Origin of the sequence: Psychrobacter sp. P11F6 (assembly GCF_001435295.1) — a bacterium.
Classification (GTDB): Bacteria; Pseudomonadota; Gammaproteobacteria; order Pseudomonadales; family Moraxellaceae; genus Psychrobacter.
The window spans coordinates 1,258,060-1,274,225 of sequence record NZ_CM003594.1 but is presented as its reverse complement, the minus strand read 5'-3'; the positions used below and the strand labels follow the sequence as shown (position 1 = coordinate 1,274,225).

Genomic DNA, 16,166 nt, shown 5'->3' with positions numbered 1-16,166 from the left:
GTTTGTATACTGGCCTCACGTTAAATAAGAGTACAACTAACAGGAGCAAAAGCTATGAACAACGTTTATCCAAGGAGTTTTTCGCACATCGGCCTTTCAGTTCCCGACCTAGAAGCCGCCGTAAAATTTTATACTGAAGTGATGGGTTGGTACACCATCATGGAGCCTACTGAGATTGTTGAAGATAATAGCCCGATTGGTGAGATGTGTACTGAAGTATTCGGTTCAGGTTGGGGCAGTTTCCGTATTGCTCACCTATCTACTGGTGACCGTATCGGTGTTGAGATTTTTGAATTTAAAAATCAAGAAAACCCTGAAAACAACTTTGAGTATTGGAAAACAGGTATCTTTCACTTCTGCGTTCAAGATCCAAATGTTGAAGAGCTGGCTGAGCGCATAGTTGCAGCAGGCGGTAAAAAACGTATGGCAAAACCACGCTACTACTACCCTGGTGAAAAGCCATATCGCATGATTTATATGGAAGACCCGTTCGGCAACATCGTCGAGATTTATAGCCACAGCTACGAGCTTATCTATAGCGAAGGCGCGTACTAAGCTTAAGATAAATACAGCTTAATACAGCCTTGACTTGTATCTAACTGATAAACCAATAGCGACCTCAGAATATGAGATCGCTATTTTTATTTGTCTGCTTTCTACATGAGCAACCTATTATATAAGAGGTAAGCCATGCTACTATTTAGGTAGCTATACATAGCATCTACCAAACGAAACAACCCATTATCAAGGATGATAAATGACAAACTCTGACGTTGCCTTAGACATGGATGACTTTCCCGTTATTAGAAAAGACGATAGAAAAAGTGGCGTGGTCACTCTCACCTTAAACCGACCAAAGCAATTCAATGCCTTATCCGTTGAGCTACTCTCTGCGCTACAAGCGGAACTGGACAGTATCGCTCAAGATGACAATATCCGTGTAGTCGTCATTGCAGCAAATGGTAAAGCGTTTTGTGCCGGTCACAATCTAAAAGAGATGCGCGCACATTCAGATGAAGCCTTTCAGCGCGCCCTATTCCAACAATGCAGTCACATGATGCTCACTATTAATCGTATGCCGCAAGTCGTGATTGCAAAAGTGCAAGGCATCGCGACAGCAGCAGGGTGCCAACTGGTTGCCGCCTGTGATTTAGCCGTTGCCGCTGATGAAGCCAAATTTGCCACTTCAGGGATAAACGTTGGGCTTTTTTGCTCTACGCCTGCCGTTGCAGTCAGTCGCAACCTACCTCGTAAGCAAGCGTTTGAGATGCTCATTACTGGTGAGTTTATCGATGCACATACTGTTTTACAATATGGATTAATCAATCGAGTAGCCCCAGCAGATCAATTAGAGCAAGTCTTGCAATCGTTGATAACGGCGATTACTACCAAATCTCCAGTAGCGGTAAGAACTGGCAAAGATATGTTTTATAAGCAATTGAATATGAGCGTCGAAGATGCTTATGACTATGCCAGTGAAGTGATGACTTGTAATATGATGGCAGACGATGTGAGTGAAGGTATTGACGCCTTTATTGAAAAGCGTCAAGCCGTATGGAAAGGATGTTAACTGTTTGACGAAAATACTCTGACTAAAGAAAGATGGCGTTGCTATTATTATGAAGCCATCAAAGCGCCCACAATCATAAATGCAACGGCTATGAGTGATCTCAAAAATGGTGAACTGCACTCTGCCCAGCGAGTGATAATAAAGTATAAATTGGCAAATGGAAGAAATAGATATAACAGCCCCCAGAGTACCGACTCTTGGAAGGCTATAATAATTAACTTAATGCTATAAATAATGCACATGATGCTTGCGATGACAAGTAAAATAACACCTATGAATTCCACGTGAATTTCCTCAAAAACTTTAATAAAAGGCAAACTTATAATTAGCTAAAAAAGAGAGTCATAATATTGCTGCTATTAGTGCTAAAGCACTCTACAAGTTCTCAATATATATTAACTGTCTCAGAATTGTTGCTGGCTTATAATAACAGGTAACGTGAGAAACACATAATATTAGGGCGTGTTGAACATTCAAAGTTTCAACCAAAGATAAGCACAAGCGAGAGCCACCGTATTCTCATAACTTTGCTTGAGCTTATCAAATCTAGTTGCAACCGCCCTGTAGTTTTTTAACTTAGCAAAAGCATTTTCTACTAAGTGTCGAGCCTTGTACAAGTGCCAGTCCATATGGTTATTGGTGGACTTAGTATTCTGTTTTCGAGGAATATTATTGAAGCAACCTGCTCGTTCAATATGCGCTCGCAGTGGATCAGAATCATAGCCCTTATCGGCACATAGTATGTCTGTACTACTTAAATTAATCTCATCAATTAAGTCTGGAGCCACCTTTACATCGTGAGTCGTGCCATCTGATAGGATAAAAGTAATAGGGTTGCCATGAGCATCAACTGCTAAATGAATCTTGGTTGCGCGTCCTGCCACACTTTTACTAATGGCTTGTTCCACCTCATTGCTACCATTACTGTGCTGATGTGCTTTAATGTGTGTGCCATCGATAAACACCCATTCACAGTCTGAGTCTTTAGTTAATAAAGCGAACAGTGCAATCAGTTTATTGCTACGAAACCAGCGCTGATAAGCCTTGTAGACGGTATTAGGCTTACCAAAGTAAGGTGGCAGATCACGCCAAGGACAGCCAACACGCATCCGATATAATACGCCTTCAAAGGTTTGTCTAAGATTCCCTTTGTCATAGAGTAATATAGGTCTTAGTCTTGTCCAGTGTTGATCTTTGAGCATTGTACGAGGCATAGCAAACGATGTCTTTTTTGTGTGAGAACTTAAAGACTAACCGTTTGCTATTTTTTTGCTACTATTTTATTCCCAATGTTCAACACGCCCTATAAAACATAAGTTGAATAAATATAACTTAATCTACTTTGATAGCTTATAAAAATATACTCACAACCAATCTATGAGAAAACAGGAAAACAAAAAAAGGCCATGATATCGCTATCATGGCCTTTTTTATTTAATACAACTACTAAGATCAGACTATTACTCAGCGGCGATGGCAATCATCTCAACCAACAGCTCAGGACGTGCCAATGCAGACTCGCCACAAGCACGAGCTGGCGGCTGAATGCCTTCAAACCACTGGTCATAGACTTCATTCATAGCAGCAAAGTCAGCCATGTCTTTTATCCAAACCGTTACTGATAGTAGTTTTGATTTATCGCTACCCACTTCTTCTAACAACGTTTGGATTTTTTCCAAACAAGTCAATGTTTGCGCTTTGATTTCGTCTTCTGCATTACCTACCTGACCACATAAATAAATAGTCTGATTATGGATTACAGTTTTGCTCATACGTTGATTGCTATGCAGCTTCTTTATCATGTTATATACCTTCAATTTATTAATTTAAGTCTGTGCTAAATCTGTCAAATGCGCTGTTAATTAGAAAAACGCTGGGCACTGAATGGCGCAACATCTACTAATAATGGCTTGTCATGAATCATCTCTTCAACGAGACGTCCTGTCATAGGCCCTAAAGTAAAGCCTTGATGACTGTGACCAAAGGCAAACCATAGTTTTTCATGCTTGTCTGCAGGACCAATAACTGGCTTCATATCAGGCATACAAGGACGTGATCCTGCCCATGCTTCACTCTCAACCGCATCTTCTAATGGTAAGATTTTTCTTGCCAGCTTCAGAACCGTTTTTAATTGACCAAAGTTCTTTGGTGCATCCATCGTAGTCATCTCAGCACCAGTCGTGATACGGATGCCTTGCTGCATTGGACCCATCACAAAGCCTTTGTCCATATCGAACATGCTGTGATTGATGGTATTTTTTTCTGTTACTTTGAAATGCTGATGATAACCACGCATTGGGAACAATGGCAGATTGTAACCCAGTGGTCTGATCAAGTCATTCGACCATGGACCCGCTGCAATGACCAACTTATCACTATAATAAGTGTCATTATCAGTGATGATTTTCCAACCTTCACCATCTTGTACGATTTCTTTTACATCGCTCTCTTTAATTGTACCGCCCATCTCTTGGAAATTTTTCGCATAGGCTTTTACGAGGGAGCTTGGGTTTGACACTTGCCAAGAGTTTTTCCAATGAATCGCACCAACGAAACCTTCAAAATTAGCGCTAGGCTCCATGGCTTTTAGCGCTTCAAGGTTTAGTACATTATGCTCCACGCCTTGATTGCGCGCATCAATGGCTGATGCTTGTGCTTCTTTGAAGGTGTCTTCAGAACGATGCAATTGCAACCAGCCATCACGAGTAATTAGCTCGTCAGCACCAGAGGCTGAAATCATCGTTTGATGTTCACTGGTACAATGCGCGATCAACGTCTGCCATTCTGATTCTATTTTTTTGACCGAAGCGGGCGTAGAGTATTTCCAGTACTGTAGCAGCGCTTGGTGATAACGCAAAATTGCTGGGATACGATAGCGAATATCAGTGCCTTGGTTCGGCAATACTCGGATCATCTCAGTCAGTTGACGAGGAAAAGGATGGGTATGAATGGCTTCGCGCTGAATCAATCCTGCATTGCCATACGAGGTCTCTGACCCTGGCAACTTCTTGTCTAACATCAGCACTTTTGAATTATTTTTTTGTAAATGCCACGCGACTGACGTGCCAACCATACCTGCACCGATAACGATCACTTCATAGCGCATAACCTATCCTTTTCTTATGGTGTTAATACAAAGTATCAAATATGAGGGTCTAACGGAATAAGGTGGTAATAGTAACGCATTGAGCTGAATATTAAACCCCAATCTCATAAATATTTTTGCTATTAAATACTTTTGGTTATGGGGTTTTTGAAAAGGTATTTTTGATAGGAATAATGAGAGTTTGGTTGATAAAATAGTAATGATTAGCCATCATTTTTAAAAATACTAGATGCGACTTAGTGCTATCAATTTCTGTGCTATAGTTTGGTCTTTTTTTAATTTAGAAATGATCAGCCGCCTAAGCATTTTAATTATAAAATTTGATAAACAGTATTTATGATGTGCCAGTGAGGTCAGGGCTAATATTTTGATGATTTAGAAGGTTTAACAAATGAGTATTTACGCACAAAGACTGGCCTCTCAAATTGAGTTCATCAAGCAGTGTGCTTTGATGAAAAAAGCGCCTACTCAAGATTTTGCTAAACACAGTGATTTCACTTGTACTGAGGAGCAATTATTAGGCTTACCGGGTATCAACCTTAACATCGCCGACGATACCTCAGAGGACGTTTGGCTTCGTTTAGAGCGATTGCGTGAAAACTCAGCACCTAAACCTAGTAGCTCACTGTTAGCACATTGGTTAGTATTTCCAGCCAAATTTAACGAACCACCGTCACTAAAAGAAAAGACATCTGTGCAATCATTCATAGATGATGGTCTGTTGTCCTCGGGCGCTACAGACGTATTCACTCCGTTTGAAGTTGAAAATAATTATACAAATGAATCATTAGAGGTAGAGGAGCCATTACAAGCAGAGATTTATTTAAGAGATTTTCCTGCAAGAGATGCTGTACGAGATGAATTCAATACATACCTCAAAGACGTTTGGAAACCTTGGCTAGCAGAAGAGAAACTCGTTCGCCAAAGCATTGCTTTGTATTCCAGTCTATTCATGCTTAACCAACAGCTTCAGGGCAATCTCGCTGATGCACAGTTAGAGTTGGTGTGGGGTGTGGGTATTGCCATACAAAAAAGCACGGACGATGAGCAAAGTAGTAAACAGATAAAGTATCCACTATTGACGCAATCTGTTGAAATCACATTAGATCAAAAGACAATGGCATTACTCATCAAGCCTACCTTATCTGCTCCCACGCTTGAAACGGAGCCTTTTTCTATAGAAGAAAATCAGGGTTTGGCTAAGTTATTAAAGAACAGCAAAGATTTTTATGATTCAGAAGATGTGTCCTTAAGTCCTTTTTTGCCAAGTAGCTATGAGCCTATCTTAAAGTCAGCCGTTACTTTGCTTGATTCCTCTGGCGTTTATCAACCAGATCATACTAGTGCAGATGATCGAAAAATCCCTAAAGCGCAAAACAACCTGATTGTTACTGACACATGGGTCATTATGGCGCGTCCTAGAAGTAACAATATCTTTTTGCAAGACTTAAATAACTTATCCATTCAGCTAGAATCCGTCACTGACATTGATTTACCGAGCGCCCTTAAGGCAATGCTGACAGAGCCTGCTACAGAAAACAAAGAATATATACTGCCTGCTTATCGTGGTTTGTCTATGGTGAGTGGCAGTGATAGCTATATCGGCACGCCAGCCGAGCTATATTTCCCCAAAGCGTTCAACGATGAACAAGTACAAATCATACAGCAGCTAGATGTTCACGATGGGGTGGTCGTTCAAGGCCCGCCCGGCACAGGTAAGACCCACACCATTGCCAATGTCATTTGTCATTACTTAGCGCTGGGTAAGCGAGTATTAGTCACGTCGATGAAAGACCCCGCGCTAAAGGTACTACAAGGACAACTGCCTGAATCTATTCGCCCGCTCGCCGTTAGCCTACTGACCAGTGAAAACGAAGGGTTAAAGCAGTTTGAACATACCATCAAAAAAATATCGAGCGAAGTATCTAGTATCAATCGCGAGGCCTACAAAAAAGACATTGTCATGTTTGACAATCAAATTGACACCATTCATGCACAGCTCGCAAGCACTGATCATAAAATCACGGCTTGGGCACGGTTAAACCTTGATGACATCACTATCGACAATGAAACGATCAAGCCCATAGATGCTGCGACTGAGGTTGCTCAAAACAGACAGCTTACCGAAAGCTTTCCCGATAAGTTGGGTATCGAAGAGACCTTTAAACCTCGATTTACTCATGCTGATATCACAGCGCTAAAAGATGCAAGAGTAAATCTCCGCAATGATTTGGGTTATCTTAATAAAAAAATTCCTGACATTGCAGACATGCCGCCTACCAACGCTATCAAGCAACTTCATAAGGATTTGAGCTATCTCAATGAGTCGCAAGCAGCTGAACAGCAAGGAGCGCTACCAAGCTTAATCAATGATAGTGCTAGTACGATAAATATTGCTCAGGAAATCACTGCTAGTACATCTCGTTTGACTGACCTGCTACAAAAAATTGTCGCGGCTGGGCAGGGCTGGACGACGGATATTCAGCAGCATCTAGCTAACGAGACTAAGCAAGACATCATCGCTCATCTCACTATACTGAACGATGAAATCAAAGTGCTTTTTGATGAGAGAACCATTTATTTAACCAAACCTATTACAATGGCTGATGCTTTTGATAAAAATCCAGAGCTCGTTGACGCGGTGAAAAATTTATCTGAAGGCAAAAAGCCATTTGGTCTCGCTGGGATTTTTGGCAAATCTGCTGAAAAGAAAAGCCTTGAGTCTATTACGATAGTCTCGTCAGCACCATCAAGTACGGCAGACTGGCAGTATATATCTAGCTTTATAGCGTTTAGAAAAAAATCTCAAGCACTTATCCTTCGATGGAACGCCCTATCAAATGAGCTTTCCTTACCAATATTTGAGGTATTACCTAATAATCTGTCTGCGTTACATTCAGCCGTTCATCTATACGATGAAATCATTGATAGTAACAACTTACAACACAGTATCAAACAGGCCTTAAGCACTATATTCACAGATTGGAGTGTTATTTCTGCAGCATCTTATGACACAGGTATTTTGGCTGAGATTGAAATTGTTCTTACACAACATTTAAAAAGACATAGTCTGGCTGAAAGTCTCACGTTAAAAGAGACCTTACTTAATAAACTCGCTGACTGTAAAGGCAATATTAGTGAAAAAATGACGGCTTTTGTCACTCAAAATATTGGTGATCCGAGTTTATCTGACGATGAATTACAAACAGACTATCAAGAGCTGCTGAATGAGCTGCAACGCGTGAATAACCTTGCAATAGACTTACAGACAGTCACTGCTGTTACTCAGCTTATAGAAGACAGTGGTGCGCCACTTTGGGCAAAGAAATTGCGTTATGAACCTTGTCATAACCCTCAAGACACATATATGTCGGATAACTTGCAACCTGACGACTTACTGCCTGATAACTGGCAGCAGATTTGGCGAATTGCTAGATTGACCAGCTTTATAGACAGCATCGATGGTCGCAAAGAGTTGGTTCAACTGGCCAAAACTCGTGGCAATTTAGAAGTAAACTTAACTAGACTCTATCAAGAAGCAATTACCAAAAGAGCATGGCTAAAAGTTGCAGAAAATGCGACACCAAACGTGAGAGCCTCTTTAGAAAAATACCGCTCTGCTATTATGCGTATCGGTAAAGGAACCGGTAAAGGAGCGCACTATTATCGCAGTGAAGCGCGCGAAGCCTCTGCAGGAGCAAGTGCTGCTATCCCGTGTTGGATTATGCCGCATTATCGCATTTCTGAATCCTTGCCAGCAGAATTTGGCAGTTTTGACTTGGTTATCATCGATGAGGCCTCTCAATCTGACTTAACGGCATTGCCAGCCATTATGAGAGCCAAAAAAGTGCTAATCGTTGGTGACGATAAGCAAGTGTCGCCAGAAGGCGTCGGTCTCGATATCGAAAAAATTCGTAACCTGATGGCACAGTATTTGAGCAATCAAGTCCCTGTTTATCGCTCACAAATGTCACCTGATCGTTCAATCTACGATTTATTCAAAGTCGTTTTTGCAGATAGCAGTGTGATGCTAAAAGAACATTTTCGCAGTGTTGCACCTATTATTGAGTTCTCAAAACGTGAGTTTTACAATCATGAGCTGATACCTTTGCGTAAAGCAAAACCCTCAGAGCGCTTAGACCCACCATTGATTGATGTTTATGTCACCGATGGCTATCGTCTTAAAGGCTCTGATATTAATCCTTCAGAAGTCAGATTTATCGTCGATGAAATCAAGTTCATCGTTTCTGATCCAGCTTACAAAGGTAAAACCATCGGTGTTGTCTCGTTGCTAGGCAATAAGCAAGCACATAATATTATGGAGATACTCAACAAAGAACTAGATGAAGCGGTAATGACTGCTTTTGACATCGCTTGCGGTGATGCCAGAACCTTTCAAGGTAAAGAGCGCGATATCATGTTTTTGTCATTGGTAGTGGTACCCGGAGCGGCCCATGCACAAACGAGAGACACTTTCGCCCAGCGGATGAATGTCGCTGCTTCAAGAGCGCGCGATAGAATGTATTTAGTACGTAGTATTGAACTGGATGAACTAAGCCAAGCCGATTACTACCGAGCAGAGCTTATTAAACACTTTCAAGCACCATTCATGCAAGATGAGGAAGAAGTCTCTGATTCGCGTCAAAAATGTGAGTCTCCCTTTGAAACGGAAGTCTTTGATCTTCTGGTGGAGAGAGGCTATCGAGTGGTTCCACAGGTTAAAGCAGGTGCCTACCGAATCGATATGGTAGTCGAAGGTGAAAACGACAACAGCCTAGCCATTGAATGTGATGGTGATAGATATCATGGCTCTGATAAGTGGGACAGCGATATGCAACGTCAGCGTATTTTGGAGCGTGCTGGCTGGAAATTTTGGCGCTGCTTTGCCTCTACTTTTGTCACTCGTAAAAAAGAAGTCATCCAAGATTTATTAGCAGAATTGGAACGCTTAGAGATTTATCCAATCACTACCGACACGGCACATAGCAGCTCGTATGTTGAATCTAGAATCGTCACTACGGTTGAAGAATTATAAACCGTAAAAGATAGTCGTATCCAGCGAGTTGGTAGACACTTAAATATCAGGAACATAAACGATATCAAAGTCAGGCTCAAACATTGAAAAACGAGTATGAATCATCTACAGATACTGAACAGTGCTCTACAACCGTTGCTTGATAAATACTGGATGACGATAAGGCACCAGATATCATACTTTGGAATTGTGTTTTATCAACTTAATAAATATCGATATTAATTCGCTTTTTATGTTCAGACAATCCCATAAAATTATTAGTATAATTTCCTTAAATTCTCAACAAAATATCACTGTAGCCTGTTATGACGCTTAAGCCTTTATTCGTATCTTTGTTTATCTTGCCGCTATTTACTATGACTGCCTATGCCAAAGAGCCTTCGGTTGATAGCGACGGCATCCCGAAAACTCGAGACAATTTAACCGATGCTGAACAGCAGCAACTAGCTAACTTTGTAGCCCAGCAAAAAGAGAATATGCGCTTTATTGAAGGCGGTAGCTATGAGATGGGTGACTTTGGTTCTAAAGTGACTATCAATGATGGTGGTCCTATCAGGAGTGAAAGTGACAATAAGCCACTTCATAAAGTAACGCTCGATAGCTTTAGCATGAATGCTTATAAAGCGACTTATAGTGACTTCGATATCTATAGTATGGCAACGGGACAAGAAAAAGTAGGAATGCAAGAAAATAATACTAGAGTACGTGGAGTTGATGTTGCAGCTGGTATCAACTGGCAAACGGCCCAAAATTACTGCCAATGGCTCGGTCAGCAGTTGGACGTACCAATGAGCTTGCCAACGGAAGCACAATGGGAATATGCCGCACGTAATCGTGGCAAATATGTGCTATTCCCAACCGATAACGGATGGATAAACGGTGGACGTAATATAGCTACATACGATGAGTTGAATGAATTATCAAGTAAATATGATACTACTCTTAAGGTACCTATTGTAGGTCTGTACCCGCCCAGTCCATTAGGTTTTTATGATCTGACCAACCAGAATAACGAATGGATGACCGACTGGTATAGCGAGGATTATTATGCCAATAGCCCTGAGCATAATCCCCAAGGCCCTAAGACAGGCACTGAAAAAGTGGTGCGCTCTGTCAATGTTGAATGGGGAGATGCACAGAATGTAAGGGCCAATGGGAGTATTACATTAATGCGCATCAAGCGTTTACCTAATCCACCATTGATAGATGATAACCCAAGAATAAACCCTAACCGACAAACTTCAGCTCGCTGTGTCGCTAATAGGCAGCAAGCGCTCAATTAATTATTTGTGCAATATGTTAGCGTCGAAACATATCTTAAGCATGATAGATGCCATCAACTGGTTTGTCTCTTGGATTTAAAATACTAACATCAAAGTGCTGCGGGTTTTTGGCTGCATAAAATTCATAGTCATTGACATTACCACGATTGATAAATATATCGTACTACGCGCCGGTGTTTTTGAACCTCTTTATTAACCCGAAATATATCGACAGTAGTTTAATATTTACACTCAGACAATCCCATCAAATTGTTAGTATAATCCTTCTAAATTCACAACAAAACATCACTGTAGCTTATTATGACGCTTAAGCCTTTATTCGTATCTTTGTTTATCTTACCGCTATTTGCCATAACTGCTTGTGCCAAAGAACCTGCGACTTCGGTGGATAGCGATGGTGTGCCGCAAACCAAAGCTGATCTCACTACAGAAGAGCAGCAACAGTTAGCAGACTTTGTAGCGCAGCAAAAAACGAATATGCGTTTTATCGAAGGCGGTAGCTATGAGATGGGCGACTTCGGCTCTAAAGTGACTATCAATGGTGGCGGTCCTATTAGGAGCGAAAGAGACAATAAACCACTGCACAAGGTTACGCTCGATAGTTTTAGCATGAATGCTTATAAAGCGACTTATAGTGACTTCGATATCTATAGTATGGCAACGGGACAAGAAAAAGTAGGAATGCAAAAATACAACATTAAGGTACGCCTTGATAATGCCGCTGCTGGCATCAATTGGCAGACGGCCCAAAATTACTGCCAATGGCTCGGGCAGCAGTTGGACGTACCCATGAATCTATCGACTGAAGCACAGTGGGAATATGCCGCACGCAATCGTGGTAAGTATGTACTGTTCCCAACTGATAACGGTCACATAAACGGTGGGCGTAATATATGGACGTTTGATGAAAAGTCAAATCTTTCAGATAAGTATCGAACCAGCCTAGCTATAACTACTGTCGGTTTATACCCGCCGAATCCATTAGGACTGTATGACATGACCAATCAAAATCTTGAATGGATGACTGACTGGTATAGCGAGGATTATTATGCCAATAGTCCTGAACACAATCCGCAAGGCCCTAAGACAGGAACGGAGAAAGTGGTACGCTCTGTCAATGCTGATTGGGGTTCGGCACAAAACATTCTAGCCAATGGGTCAATTACTATCATGCGAATAAAACGTTTGCCAACTACGCCTACTGATGAGTCTGAAAAGAAAGAGCACGAAGGTAAGAGCAATTATGATTATAGTACCTCAGCTCGCTGCGTGGCTAATAGTACACAAGCGATAAACTAATCACTTGTGCAACACTTTTTTATTGCGGTATACCTTAAGCTTGGTAAATACCATCAGCTGGTTTGTCTCTAGAGTTTAAGATACTGACATCGAAGCGTTGCGGATTTTTGGCTGTATAAAATTCATAGTCATTGACATTACCACGATTGATAAATATATCGTACTACGCGCCGGTGTTTTTGAACCTCTTTATTAACCCGAAATATATCGACAGTAGTTTAATATTTACACTCAGACAACCCCATTAAATTATTAGTATAATCCTTCTTAATTCTCAACAAAATATCACTGTAGCTTATTATGACGCTTAAGCCTCTATTCGTATCTTTATTTATTATGCCGCTATTTACTATGACTGCCTGCGCTAAAGAGGCTGTAGCAACGGCAGATAGTAATGGTGTTCCGCAAACCCGTAGCAATTTAACCGATGCTGAACAACAACAGTTAGACGACTTTTTAGCGAAGCAAAAAGCCAATATGCGCTTTATTGAAGGTGGCAGCTTTGAGATGGGTGATTTTGGTCCTAAGCTCGACTGGACCGATGGCTTGCCCTTAACTGGACAATCTGATAATAAACCGCTGCATAAAGTGACGCTTGATAGCTTTAGTATGAATGCCTACAAGGCAACCTATAGCGACTTTGATATCTATAGTATGGCAACAGGGCAAGATGAAGAGGGAATGCAACCTATAACAATAGAGATACGCCAACCGAATGCAGCAGCTGGTATTAATTGGCAAACGGCACAGCACTACTGTCAATGGTTAGGTCAACAGCTAGATGTACCCATGAGCCTGCCAACCGAAGCACAGTGGGAATATGCTGCGCGTAATCGCGGACAATATATATTATTTCCAACCGATACGGGAGAGATAGATCCTGGACGTAATATGTGGACGTATGAAGAGCAAAGTAAGTTTAGCAATAAATATAATACTTCTTTAGCGGTTCCTATGTTGGGATTCTATCCTCCTAATCTTCTAGGACTCTATGATTTAGTCAATCAAAACTACGAATGGATGATCGATTGGTACGATCCAGAATATTATACTAATAGTCCAGAGCATAACCCGCAAGGATCAGAGACAGGCACTGAGAAAGTATTACGAGGTGTGACTGCTACTGAAGGCTCAGCAGGTAATGTACATGCGGGAGGTGCAGTTACCATTAAGCGATTTCAGAAACAACCAAACCCGCCTCTAATATCTGATGATACTAATGTGAATCAAAATGCTTTCACTTCTGCACGTTGTGTGGCTAATTTTAGTAAGTCTATGTCATAAAGAAACATTACGCTCTGATTGGTTAGACATCATAAGTATCATCACCATTTCTTTTGATTGGTGATGTATCTTTAAAACTGTCAAAGACTGAACGACTATAAACAAATTTAAGAGCTTGAATATGAAAAAACTACTTACCACCATACTGGATCATCACTCTCATCTATAGTCTTTTTAATTGTCTCGACCGTTACCTCATCAGCAGATAGCTCTGCGATGAAGCGTGAGACTTTATCGAAGTATCCTGAGTAACTTGAAAAATAATCGGGAGCGGTTAAAAATAATTGGCTCTTGGCCCGACTACAAGCAACATAAAATAACTTACGCTCCTCTTCTAGCGCCTCAAAGTCATCCAAAGAGCGATAGTGCGGCGTGATACCATCGACCAATGAGTTAACAAACACCACTGGCCACTCCAGCCCCTTCGCACTGTGAATGGTCGAAATCGTCACTTTATCTGTGTCATTATCTTCTGGTTTCTCCATGGCTGCGACCGAATCGTTAGGCGGATCGAGTGCCAAATTTTCTAAGAAGTTATCAAGGCTACTGTGTTCTATTGCCAAATTTTTGAGCACACGAAAGTCCTCCTTGCGCTCTCGCCAATTTTCCTCAATCGTTTTTAGGACAGGAATATAGAACTCTAAAATCAGCTCAATGACCGTCTCGACGGATTCAGCTTGATTTGCTTTAGTGAGCGTATTGTATAAAGGTTCAAGCTGTATACTTTTTTTAGCAAACTTCGCCGTAAGTAATGGCTCAAAGGAGTTGTTATCGGCATTAATCGCTTGGGTCAAACGCGTCGCGGTGACTATTCCCACGCCTTGGAATAAGGTTAAAATACGATGCCATGCAATCGTATCATTCGGGTTATAGAGGACTTTAACAAAGGCCAAAACGTCTTTGATATGTCGCCTTTCAATGAACTTGATACCGCCCACCACAATGAATGGAATATGACGCTCCATAAACTCTAGCTGGACATAGTTAGATTGAAAGGATGTGCGACACAGTACCGCAAAATCATCATAATCATGATCTGACTTTAGCTCGATGATTTTATCGGCGATATACTTGGCTTCTTTTGTCTCATTACTTAGGCGGCTAAACACTGGCTTATGCCCACTTATCGATGCACCAGAGTACAATTGTTTTTGATAACCTAGCGTGATTTGCACGGACAAAGCATTGATATAATCTAAAACAGCAGGCGTACTGCGATAGTTTTGCTCGAGCTTAATCAGCTTGGCATCGGGATAGGTCTCACCGAATAACAGAATGTTTTCGTAATTGGCACCGCGAAAAGCATAAATACTCTGGTTGTCATCACCAACGACCATCAGCGATACCGACTCAGGTTTACTAATCAAATCTATCAGCTGCTTTTGCGGAATATTGGTGTCTTGATATTCATCAACCATAATGTAGCGATATTGGTTTTGTAGCATTTGGCGAAAGGTATCATTCGTCTTCAAATGACGCACGACCTGACTGATAATATCATCAAAGTCGTAGAGGTGATTGGCACGCTTATACTCATGAAAATCGACCGCCAATTGTTCGATAATCGGAATATGTACGGCGATATCAGGATAACTGCTTTCGATTAAATCGCGGATATGAATGCGTCTATTCCGAGAGCTAGAGATGATATTTTGCAGTGTCTTCTTACGCGGAAAGGCTTGGCTTTTGGTTTGCGCAGGATACTTCTTTTCTTTATGAATTAAGTCGATGGCATCTTCGCTATCGCCCGTGTCTAAAATCGTAAATCGCGGATTAATGCCCAATAAACCTGAATATTGACGCAGCAGCATATTGCAGAATGAGTGAAAAGTACCACTGGTGATATCGTTGAGCCGTTTATCAGTTGGCAGCTTATCCTTTACCAAGTCTTCATCAGACTGTTTATCAAATAAGGTATTCGCAAGTAAGGTTTTGGCGCGACCTTTTATTTCATTCGCTGCTTTACGCGTAAAAGTCAGTAGCAAGATACTTTTGGGCGTGACCCCGTTCTCTAATAAATAACTGGTACGGTACGTGAGCGTTTTAGTCTTGCCAGAGCCTGCACCAGCAATGACTAGCACCTTGCCTTCGATAGTTGTGGCTGCTAATAACTGGTCAGGATTTAGTTCACGGGCATAGTCTACTTTTAATCCTAATTCACTATTCAGCCTTTCATTTAACAGCTCAATATTTGCAGCATTATTAGCATCGATTAAATTTGCCTCTAGCTTTTTAATCGCCTTTTCCAGACGCGCCAGCTTAGGCTTAATCTCAATGAAGTTCTGCGGATAATTGTAGTGGTGCGTGTCAAAGATCGTGGTAGTCATTATAAGGTTTTGCCTTTCATTTTATTTTAGCGGCCTTTATCGAGACGGCGCATTTATACATAGTGTTTTGCAGATTTGACTGAGAGCGCTTGGTGTTCATAATGAAGATTACTCGTACAGTGTAACGAGTCGTAGGCGCTTACCTGTCATACGCCTACAAGCCAAACTATCCTTTTATAGCACAGCTTACCATAATCGAGAAAACAGCAAAATTACCAGTCATCACCGAACGCAAAATCTCAGTATACAACACAACAACCTC

General features: G+C 41.3%; 10 protein-coding genes. 6 read left to right on the top strand and 4 right to left on the bottom strand.

Annotated features, from left to right (window positions below; translation table 11 throughout):
- The first annotated feature begins 54 nt into the window (after nucleotides 1-54).
- Both AK822_RS05300 and AK822_RS05295 read left to right on the top strand, forming a co-directional pair.
- Nucleotides 55-555 (top strand): lactoylglutathione lyase family protein, encoded by a 501-nt coding sequence (locus AK822_RS05300; RefSeq protein WP_045446885.1) that lies wholly within the window; start codon nucleotides 55-57, stop codon nucleotides 553-555.
- Between the two features lie 202 nt (nucleotides 556-757).
- Nucleotides 758-1,570 carry an enoyl-CoA hydratase gene (locus AK822_RS05295; RefSeq protein WP_060490825.1) on the top strand — a complete coding sequence of 271 codons (813 nt, stop codon included), beginning with the start codon at nucleotides 758-760 and terminating at the stop codon, nucleotides 1,568-1,570.
- Nucleotides 1,571-2,043: 473 nt separating this feature from the next.
- Here the strand turns inward: AK822_RS05295 and AK822_RS05285 are convergent, their stop codons facing one another.
- The 3 genes from AK822_RS05285 to AK822_RS05275 all read right to left on the bottom strand — a co-directional run bounded on the left by AK822_RS05285 (nucleotide 2,044) and on the right by AK822_RS05275 (nucleotide 4,676).
- Nucleotides 2,044-2,784 (bottom strand): IS5 family transposase, encoded by a 741-nt coding sequence (locus AK822_RS05285; protein WP_060490824.1) that lies wholly within the window; start codon nucleotides 2,782-2,784, stop codon nucleotides 2,044-2,046.
- Between the two features lie 246 nt (nucleotides 2,785-3,030).
- Nucleotides 3,031-3,369 carry a RidA family protein gene (locus AK822_RS05280; RefSeq protein ID WP_045446934.1) on the bottom strand — a complete coding sequence of 113 codons (339 nt, stop codon included), beginning with the start codon at nucleotides 3,367-3,369 and terminating at the stop codon, nucleotides 3,031-3,033.
- A 59-nt stretch (nucleotides 3,370-3,428) separates the two neighbouring features.
- Entirely contained in the window at nucleotides 3,429-4,676 is a 1,248-nt protein-coding gene (locus AK822_RS05275) for an NAD(P)/FAD-dependent oxidoreductase (RefSeq protein WP_060490823.1), read from the bottom strand.
- Between the two features lie 391 nt (nucleotides 4,677-5,067).
- On the opposite strand from AK822_RS05275, the gene AK822_RS05270 reads away from it, so the two are divergent.
- The 4 genes from AK822_RS05270 to AK822_RS05255 all read left to right on the top strand — a co-directional run bounded on the left by AK822_RS05270 (nucleotide 5,068) and on the right by AK822_RS05255 (nucleotide 13,577).
- Complete coding sequence (locus tag AK822_RS05270; RefSeq protein ID WP_060490822.1) at nucleotides 5,068-9,711, top strand: AAA domain-containing protein; 4,644 nt, start codon at nucleotides 5,068-5,070, stop codon at nucleotides 9,709-9,711.
- A 305-nt stretch (nucleotides 9,712-10,016) separates the two neighbouring features.
- Nucleotides 10,017-10,994 (top strand): formylglycine-generating enzyme family protein, encoded by a 978-nt coding sequence (locus AK822_RS05265; protein ID WP_060490821.1) that lies wholly within the window; start codon nucleotides 10,017-10,019, stop codon nucleotides 10,992-10,994.
- Nucleotides 10,995-11,294: 300 nt separating this feature from the next.
- Nucleotides 11,295-12,293, top strand: coding sequence for a formylglycine-generating enzyme family protein (locus AK822_RS05260; protein WP_060490820.1), 999 nt, complete (start codon nucleotides 11,295-11,297; stop codon nucleotides 12,291-12,293).
- A 300-nt stretch (nucleotides 12,294-12,593) separates the two neighbouring features.
- Entirely contained in the window at nucleotides 12,594-13,577 is a 984-nt protein-coding gene (locus AK822_RS05255; RefSeq protein WP_087945567.1) for a formylglycine-generating enzyme family protein, read from the top strand.
- Between the two features lie 134 nt (nucleotides 13,578-13,711).
- Here the strand turns inward: AK822_RS05255 and AK822_RS05250 are convergent, their stop codons facing one another.
- Complete coding sequence (locus tag AK822_RS05250; RefSeq protein WP_060490819.1) at nucleotides 13,712-15,904, bottom strand: ATP-dependent helicase; 2,193 nt, start codon at nucleotides 15,902-15,904, stop codon at nucleotides 13,712-13,714.
- Nucleotides 15,905-16,166: the final 262 nt, after the last annotated feature.

Excerpts from the sequence above, each read along its gene's own strand:
- AK822_RS05300 (WP_045446885.1), top strand. The coding sequence starts at position 55 with ATGAACAACGTTTATCCAAGGAGTTTTTCGCACATCGGCCTTTCAGTT.
- AK822_RS05295 (WP_060490825.1), top strand. The coding sequence starts at position 758 with ATGACAAACTCTGACGTTGCCTTAGACATGGATGACTTTCCCGTTATT.
- AK822_RS05285 (WP_060490824.1), bottom strand. The coding sequence starts at position 2,784 with ATGCCTCGTACAATGCTCAAAGATCAACACTGGACAAGACTAAGACCT.
- AK822_RS05275 (WP_060490823.1), bottom strand. The coding sequence starts at position 4,676 with ATGCGCTATGAAGTGATCGTTATCGGTGCAGGTATGGTTGGCACGTCA.
- AK822_RS05270 (WP_060490822.1), top strand. The coding sequence starts at position 5,068 with ATGAGTATTTACGCACAAAGACTGGCCTCTCAAATTGAGTTCATCAAG.
- AK822_RS05265 (WP_060490821.1), top strand. The coding sequence starts at position 10,017 with ATGACGCTTAAGCCTTTATTCGTATCTTTGTTTATCTTGCCGCTATTT.
- AK822_RS05260 (WP_060490820.1), top strand. The coding sequence starts at position 11,295 with ATGACGCTTAAGCCTTTATTCGTATCTTTGTTTATCTTACCGCTATTT.
- AK822_RS05255 (WP_087945567.1), top strand. The coding sequence starts at position 12,594 with ATGACGCTTAAGCCTCTATTCGTATCTTTATTTATTATGCCGCTATTT.
- AK822_RS05250 (WP_060490819.1), bottom strand. The coding sequence starts at position 15,904 with ATGACTACCACGATCTTTGACACGCACCACTACAATTATCCGCAGAAC.